5 protein-coding genes and 1 pseudogene are annotated in these 6,080 nt (G+C 62.3%); 3 read left to right on the forward strand and 3 right to left on the reverse strand.

Annotation, left to right across the window (positions count from 1 at the left end):
• Positions 1 to 485, forward strand: a pseudogene (locus tag FV230_RS23085) (IS630 family transposase); the annotation flags it as partial.
• 1,278 nt (positions 486 to 1,763) lie between these two features.
• Here FV230_RS23085 and FV230_RS23095 read toward each other — a convergent pair.
• Positions 1,764 to 2,168, reverse strand: coding sequence for a hypothetical protein (locus tag FV230_RS23095; RefSeq protein WP_147844064.1), 405 nt, complete (start codon positions 2,166 to 2,168; stop codon positions 1,764 to 1,766).
• Positions 2,169 to 2,464: 296 nt separating this feature from the next.
• Complete coding sequence (locus FV230_RS23100; RefSeq protein ID WP_147727882.1) at positions 2,465 to 3,022, reverse strand: MucR family transcriptional regulator; 558 nt, start codon at positions 3,020 to 3,022, stop codon at positions 2,465 to 2,467.
• Between the two features lie 194 nt (positions 3,023 to 3,216).
• Between FV230_RS23100 and FV230_RS23105 the strand changes: the two genes are divergently transcribed.
• Positions 3,217 to 3,414: a hypothetical protein gene (locus FV230_RS23105; RefSeq protein ID WP_147844065.1), complete on the forward strand. Its 198-nt coding sequence runs from the start codon at positions 3,217 to 3,219 to the stop codon at positions 3,412 to 3,414.
• A 245-nt stretch (positions 3,415 to 3,659) separates the two neighbouring features.
• Positions 3,660 to 4,169: a MucR family transcriptional regulator gene (locus FV230_RS23110; RefSeq protein ID WP_348642160.1), complete on the forward strand. Its 510-nt coding sequence runs from the start codon at positions 3,660 to 3,662 to the stop codon at positions 4,167 to 4,169.
• Between the two features lie 336 nt (positions 4,170 to 4,505).
• Here the strand turns inward: FV230_RS23110 and FV230_RS23120 are convergent, their stop codons facing one another.
• Positions 4,506 to 4,922 carry a DUF2335 domain-containing protein gene (locus FV230_RS23120; RefSeq protein WP_187275000.1) on the reverse strand — a complete coding sequence of 139 codons (417 nt, stop codon included), beginning with the start codon at positions 4,920 to 4,922 and terminating at the stop codon, positions 4,506 to 4,508.
• Between the last annotated feature and the right edge of the window lie 1,158 nt (positions 4,923 to 6,080).

A 6,080-nucleotide genomic window follows, 5' to 3' on the forward strand; every position in this document is an offset into this window, starting at 1 on the left:
GGCCATCCCGCTGCCCAGACCCACGACTATACCCGTCACGGCACGACGACACTGTTTGCCGCACTCGACGTCCTGGCCGGTACCGTGCTCGGCCGCTGCATGCAGCGTCACCGAAACGGCGAGTTCATCCGATTCCTCAACGCCGTGAGGCCACCGTCCCGCCCGGTAAAGTGATCCACGCCATCCTCGACAACGTCGCCCCCCACAAACATCCGAAGGTGCGCGCCTGGCTCGCCCGCCACCCGCGCTGGATTTTCCACTTCACCCCGACCTCGGCCTCCTGACTCAACGCCGTCGAGGGCTTCTTCTCGGCGCTCACCCGGCGTCGGCTGCGGCGAGGCTCCTTCACCGGCGTCGTCGACCTGCAAGCGGCCATCAATCGCTACATCGCCGAGCACAACCGGAGCGCCAGACCCTTCGTCCGGACCAAACCCGCCACCGATATCCTCGCCGCCGTCAGCCGAGGCCCTGAACCATCCGTCTGAGTCACTCCACTAGGTCAGTTCGGCGAGGTGCCGGACGGATTCGCCGAGAGCCTACAAGGCGGATAGGGCTCGGTCACTAGCGCACAGATTATTGAACAAAAACGACCGCGCGCACGTTTGGTCTTAGTATCAACGCGCCGGTATTGGCGCAGCGTGAGGAACATTTATGTCGATTAAAACACTCGTACTCGCCGCCTCGTTCACCTTGGCGCTGTCCGGCGCCGCGCTCGCACAAGCAACTGGCCCCTCGGGCACGACCGGAACTGGGATGGGGACCAGCAGCACTGGCGGTTCAACCACCGGCCAGCCGAAGGAACTCGCTACCCCGGGCGGCGCGAACGCCGGCGGCGGCACGGGCTCTACCCCGATGACGGCCCCGGGAGCGAACGGGGTGAGCACAGGGACCGGTGCGCCGGGCGCTGGCTCGTCGGGCATGAGCAGCCCGTCGACAGGCGCCGCCGGAGCGCGCTGAGCGTTCGTCGCGACCGCGTTGAGCGCGTTACGCTCAATGCCTACGAGTTCGGCCCCGCCATCCGATCACTGACTGGCGGGCGCCTACTACCTTACTCCGCCATGATGGCGATGAGGGAGAAGGAGCCGGCAAGCGCAAAGGTGCCCGCTACGAGAGACGCAATCAGGAGCATGGGGAAGCCTCAGCCGCCGAAAGGCGACGCTTCCTCAACCCATAAGCTCCAACCCGGTTGCAGATGGGGGGACTGCTAGGGCGGCGAAATTTGCCCATCCTTAATCCCCGCCATCATCCCCGGCGGTATCGCTGTCACTGCCACCGAACAACCAATCGAGCGCTCCGGCTCCGACTTCGCCGGCTGCATCCCGCTGCTGACCGCTCAAGCGCGGTTCAGGATGCTCGGCCCGCACGTCGGCGAACCATAGGCGCGCGAGCTGATCAAGGGCCTCATCGGTGAGGAGCGTTCTATCGTGAGGTGGCATTTGAAGGTTTCTTGGACGGTCGGACGGTTCGGCCCCGTCCCGATCTGCTCACGGGACAGGGGAACCCCGGATCCTACCAGAGAGGCCGATACGCAACATGGCTTGGAGTAGGATGGCAGCACCCGGTTAGGGCCTCATCAAAACTACAAGCGGCGCGGCGTGCCACAATGGGGCGCTAAGTTGCGAGTTAGGCAGTATGACAATTGTTAGATCGTACAATCCGTGGGCGAGTTTCTCGGATATTTATCCGAAATAAGACAGCAAAAAGCCCGACCGTTTTCTAACCGATCGGGCCTTCATACTTTCAACCACTAAGCAGAACTTAACTTAGTAGCCGTACCCGTAGGGTCCGTAGCCATAGCGATAGAGCGGACGGCGATAGCCATAGCCGTAACCGCCGTATCCTACAGGGGCGTAGTAGCCGTCGTCATAGCCGTACCCGTAGCCGCCGTACCCGCCATAAAGGCCGCCTGCTGCAAGGCCGAGCCCAACCCCGAGACCGAGGCCCCCAAGGCCATAACCATAGCCGCGACCATAGTACCCGCGGCCATAACCACCGCCGAACCTAGCACCTCGGAAGCCGCCGCCGAACCCGCCACGACCAAAGCCACCACCACGAAACCCACCACCGCCAAAGCCGCCACCGCCGCCGAAGCCACGGGCATCAGCGCTCGCGGGCATGAAAGCGAGGGCAGCAACAAGCGCGGTCGATGCGAGTGCAAGTCGTTTCATCAGGATGATCTCCTACTTAAGCAATCTGCTAGAGTAACGCGACCACCCATTTATGCGATGCATGCAGGATCCTGACGCATTGTCGCGTTTTCTTGTCCGAATGTTTCTGACGAAAATTCGCGCTTGACCACCGGGAGATGAGCCGTAGTCGAGCGCTACATTGCCAGGAATCAAGATGGGGGGTCAGGGCCCGGCCGTGTTGCTGATTTAACCTCCTTGCCGCTCGGGTGTTCCGAGCGGCAGCCGACGCATGGCAACGGGTGTCAGAACGCGCCATGCCGAGGCGCCGAGCGGCGTCAGGCCGTCTCGGTGGCCTTCTTCCGCCCACGCGCCTTAGGGGCTGCCTCGGAGGCCTTAGCGGCCTTGGGCTTCCCCTTGGAGGTCTTGGGCGCCTCAGCAACCGTCTCGTCGGCAGCGGCGGCCATGGGGGCTGCCTTGCGCCGCTGCTGGCCGAGGCCGAGAGACCGTGCCAGCTCGGACCGCTGAGCGGAGTAGCTTGCGGCGGTCGAGGGATAGTCCGATGGCAGGCCGTAGCGCGCGCGGTAGGTCTCCATCGTGAGGCCGGCCTTGGTAACGTGGCGCTTGAGCGTTTTGTACCGCTTGCCGTCGATAAAAGAGATCAGCGCGTCCGGCGTGATCGACTTGCGGACCTGTGCCGGTGTCGGCTTCTCAGGGCCAGCGGGCTCGGCGGGCACCCCGTTCGCAAGACCGGCAAAGGCCGCGTGAACCGAAGCGATCACGTTCGCCAGTTCGGACACCGGCACGTTGTTGTTCGACACGTAGGCCGCCACGAGGTCGGCGGCGAGTTCGATGAAATTGGTCGATTGAGTTTCGACTTGTTCGTCCAAGGCCATATCCTCCACAAGAGCAGGCCTACTGCTCTACACGCTCCGCCGGATCGTCAAGTGATAGCTTGGCGGAAAATACTGAAGCCGATTGGGTATCCTCATAAAACTGTGAGAACACCCCCAAAGCACGTTCACGCAGGAACTTGGCATGACAGTCTCTGTTCCGGCTCGACGGCATGACGCCGTGGAAAGCCCTATCCATGAACAAGCTCATCCTCGGCGCGACCCTGACACTCGGCCTCTTGCTCAGTCCGAACACGGGCAGCGTCGCGGCGCCAGGCGACGGTCTCGACCCCAACGCCTCGGCGACCGGCAACAGCAACCATGCCGCCATGCATTGCAACGCCCGCGCCGGCAGCATGATAAGCCGCCGGACCGGCGTCATGCGGATGATATAGCAGCGTGTCTAGCACTGCGATGCATCTCTTATTTGAGTTAAACTAGGAAATGACCTAGAAAGAACCTACCCGGATGTCGACACCAGCTAAAAGCATCTCGCTCGACGCCGTCGCTTCCGCGGAGCGATGCGCGAGAAGCTGGGGCCGCCCATAAGGACGCCCCGACTCCGACCTACCGCTGCGATTGCCAAAGCTATTCAATCTTTGCGGCATGAATGCATAACACAAACGCCCCATGCGTTCTATTGACGCGCGAGACTTGTATTGGCTTTTATATCGGCGATACTGTTTTGCATCAAAGCCGAGAGAATAATCCGATTATGCACAAAAATCAATCACAAAGCGCCGATGCGGTTGCGCTGGCCAGCAAACTTGTGATGGCCTACGTCTCAAACAATCACATGCCGGCAACGGAGCTTCCGGCATTGATCAGCACCGTTCATGCAGCCCTCAATGGTATCGCCAGCGGGACAGCCACCGGTGGTGCCAGCGTTTCGAACAAGGAAGTCGCCTTTCCGACACCGGTAGAGATCCGCAAATCGATCCGGCCCGACGGGCTGGTCAGCTTCATCGACGGCAAGCCCTACAAGACCCTCAAGCGTCACCTGACCGGTCACGGGCTCGGCCCGCAAAGCTACCGCAAACGCTTCGGCTTGCCGGCCGACTACCCCATGACCGCAGCGAGTTACTCCGAAAAACGATCGGCCCTCGCGCGCGAGCTCGGCCTAGGTCGGCCTGGCCGCATGGCTGCCTGAGGGGGCCACAGAGCCCGCCGCTAGACCGCGGCGGGCTTAGGGGTGGCTCAACCGGCCCCGTAGCCGCCTTTTGAGTTGCTAGAGCCGGTCGACGGCGGCTTCCCATCATAGCCGCCACTCTCGGGCGCACGATCCGGCTTCGGATTAGGCAGCCCGGGAGAGGTGGGACCCGCGCTCTCGGCCGGAGGCGCCGGTGCCTTCGCGGGATCGAGCGGATGGCCAGGCGGTAGGGTGCCGATCGCCTCTGTCTTAGTCGCGTCGTTGTTGCTCATGGTGTGCTCCACGGATGACCTACGAAGCGAAGGCGGCGACCGGCTGGATGTTCCGGTGGCCGAGCTACTGCCCGTTCTGTCTGCGCACGTAGAGGAAGGCGCCTACGACCGCGGCGATATCCAAGGCTCCGATGACCATTGCCGCGGAGGGATAACCAAGAGTGAGAGCGAGAGCAGCGACGGCAAGGGCAGATAGAGAGAAGGCGATAGCCGCCCATTGGCCAAGCCGAACTGTTTGAAGATTGCCCTTGAGCGAAGACTTTTCTAGCTCTCGACGGTGCTGAGCCTCCTGCTCCCACATCGCGAAGATGCGCTCGGGTGCATCAGGCACGAGCTGGCGGAATTGATCGAGCACGACCGGCGGTGGCAAAGGCCCCTGCCAGAATTCATTGCGCTCGATGACGGTAGGCTGCTGATCCTGCGAAGGCTGCTGCCGCGCCGGAGGGTTACCTTTGGGCCGTCTCGACACGCGCACGCTCACGATCAATCACACGGCGCATGTCGTCTCCGATCCGCGCGCTATCACCCCGTAAGGCCTCTAGATCTGTGCGGGATGGTGCGCGCGTATTGGGTGAGACCGCCGGCCAAATGGACGCAAGGGTGCTGAGGCCGGCAACGAAGCTGCCGACGCGCGTACGCCGCTGAGCGGGACGGACTGCGTTATTCCTCATGCCCTCTCATGTACGCCGTACATGGAACGCGTCAATGCCAACCCCCAATTGCGGTTTACCGAGGCTGATCACGCTGAGCGTGTCGCTCGCCAGCCTCTCCCGGCTGGAAGGTGCCGGCCGCGCCCGACAGGTTCAGCAGGCCGCCGGCTCTCGGTGTTCATCGTCACCGCCGAGTGGACGAGATCCTCCATCATGAAAGGTAACCTGGGGTCGAATGTAGGCCTAGTATCTCTGCGGATGGAAGAGGACTGAAACGCGTGCCGCTCCGCTACCCACCTTTCGAAGTCGTCACATTGAAGCTAGAATAGAGCCCAGCGGAACTCACAAGCCAGCCATGCCGGCCGCGTTCTGCTTAAAAAGCTTTCCGCTCTGGATGTAACCGGCGGTCGTGTCGAACTTCCGATGGCGCAGTTGGCGTTGGATCGCCTAGCCTGGTGCGTCGATCGCGGCGGCCATGGTCGCGTGAAACATCACTCACAGCCCTGCTCGAGCCGCGTCAAAGCAGGGGGCTTGGCGTGAACCGTCCCCGGCAAAAGGCAAAACATCATCGTTTCGGGAAGCGATCCCGATTGACATCAGGCGGTCCCCGGACCTCATTCGATTTTCGACGGCCTCATCCTTGCCGGGGTGGGGCCGTTGGCGTTTTGGGCTTAAGTCTTTCTCGCGGCCTTGATCCCTTGTTTCAGCCGGCTCACGACTTGCACGGGGCGCGCCATAGCCGGACATGGCATGTCGGCCGGCAGGCACGGTTAAGTCAACGTCGAACGGCCGGCATCTTCAGGAAGCGTTTACGCTTCCGGCGTCCCTTCGCGCCTTACAAGCGCCGGAGGACAGCAGGCCGATGAGCACTCAGCCCGACAAGCCTTCACCCCTGCCGATCATAGAGCCGTGGCGCATTGCCGTGCTCGTGTTGATCCTCGGTGGCGCCATGCTGTTTGTGCACGCAGTCGTTCCAGTCGGTGCCTAAC

Source organism: Methylobacterium sp. WL6 (assembly GCF_008040095.1).
Classification (GTDB): Bacteria; Pseudomonadota; Alphaproteobacteria; order Rhizobiales; family Beijerinckiaceae; genus Methylobacterium.

Excerpts from the sequence above, each read along its gene's own strand:
- FV230_RS23095 (WP_147844064.1), bottom strand. The coding sequence starts at position 2,168 with ATGAAACGACTTGCACTCGCATCGACCGCGCTTGTTGCTGCCCTCGCT.
- FV230_RS23100 (WP_147727882.1), bottom strand. The coding sequence starts at position 3,022 with ATGGCCTTGGACGAACAAGTCGAAACTCAATCGACCAATTTCATCGAA.
- FV230_RS23105 (WP_147844065.1), top strand. The coding sequence starts at position 3,217 with ATGAACAAGCTCATCCTCGGCGCGACCCTGACACTCGGCCTCTTGCTC.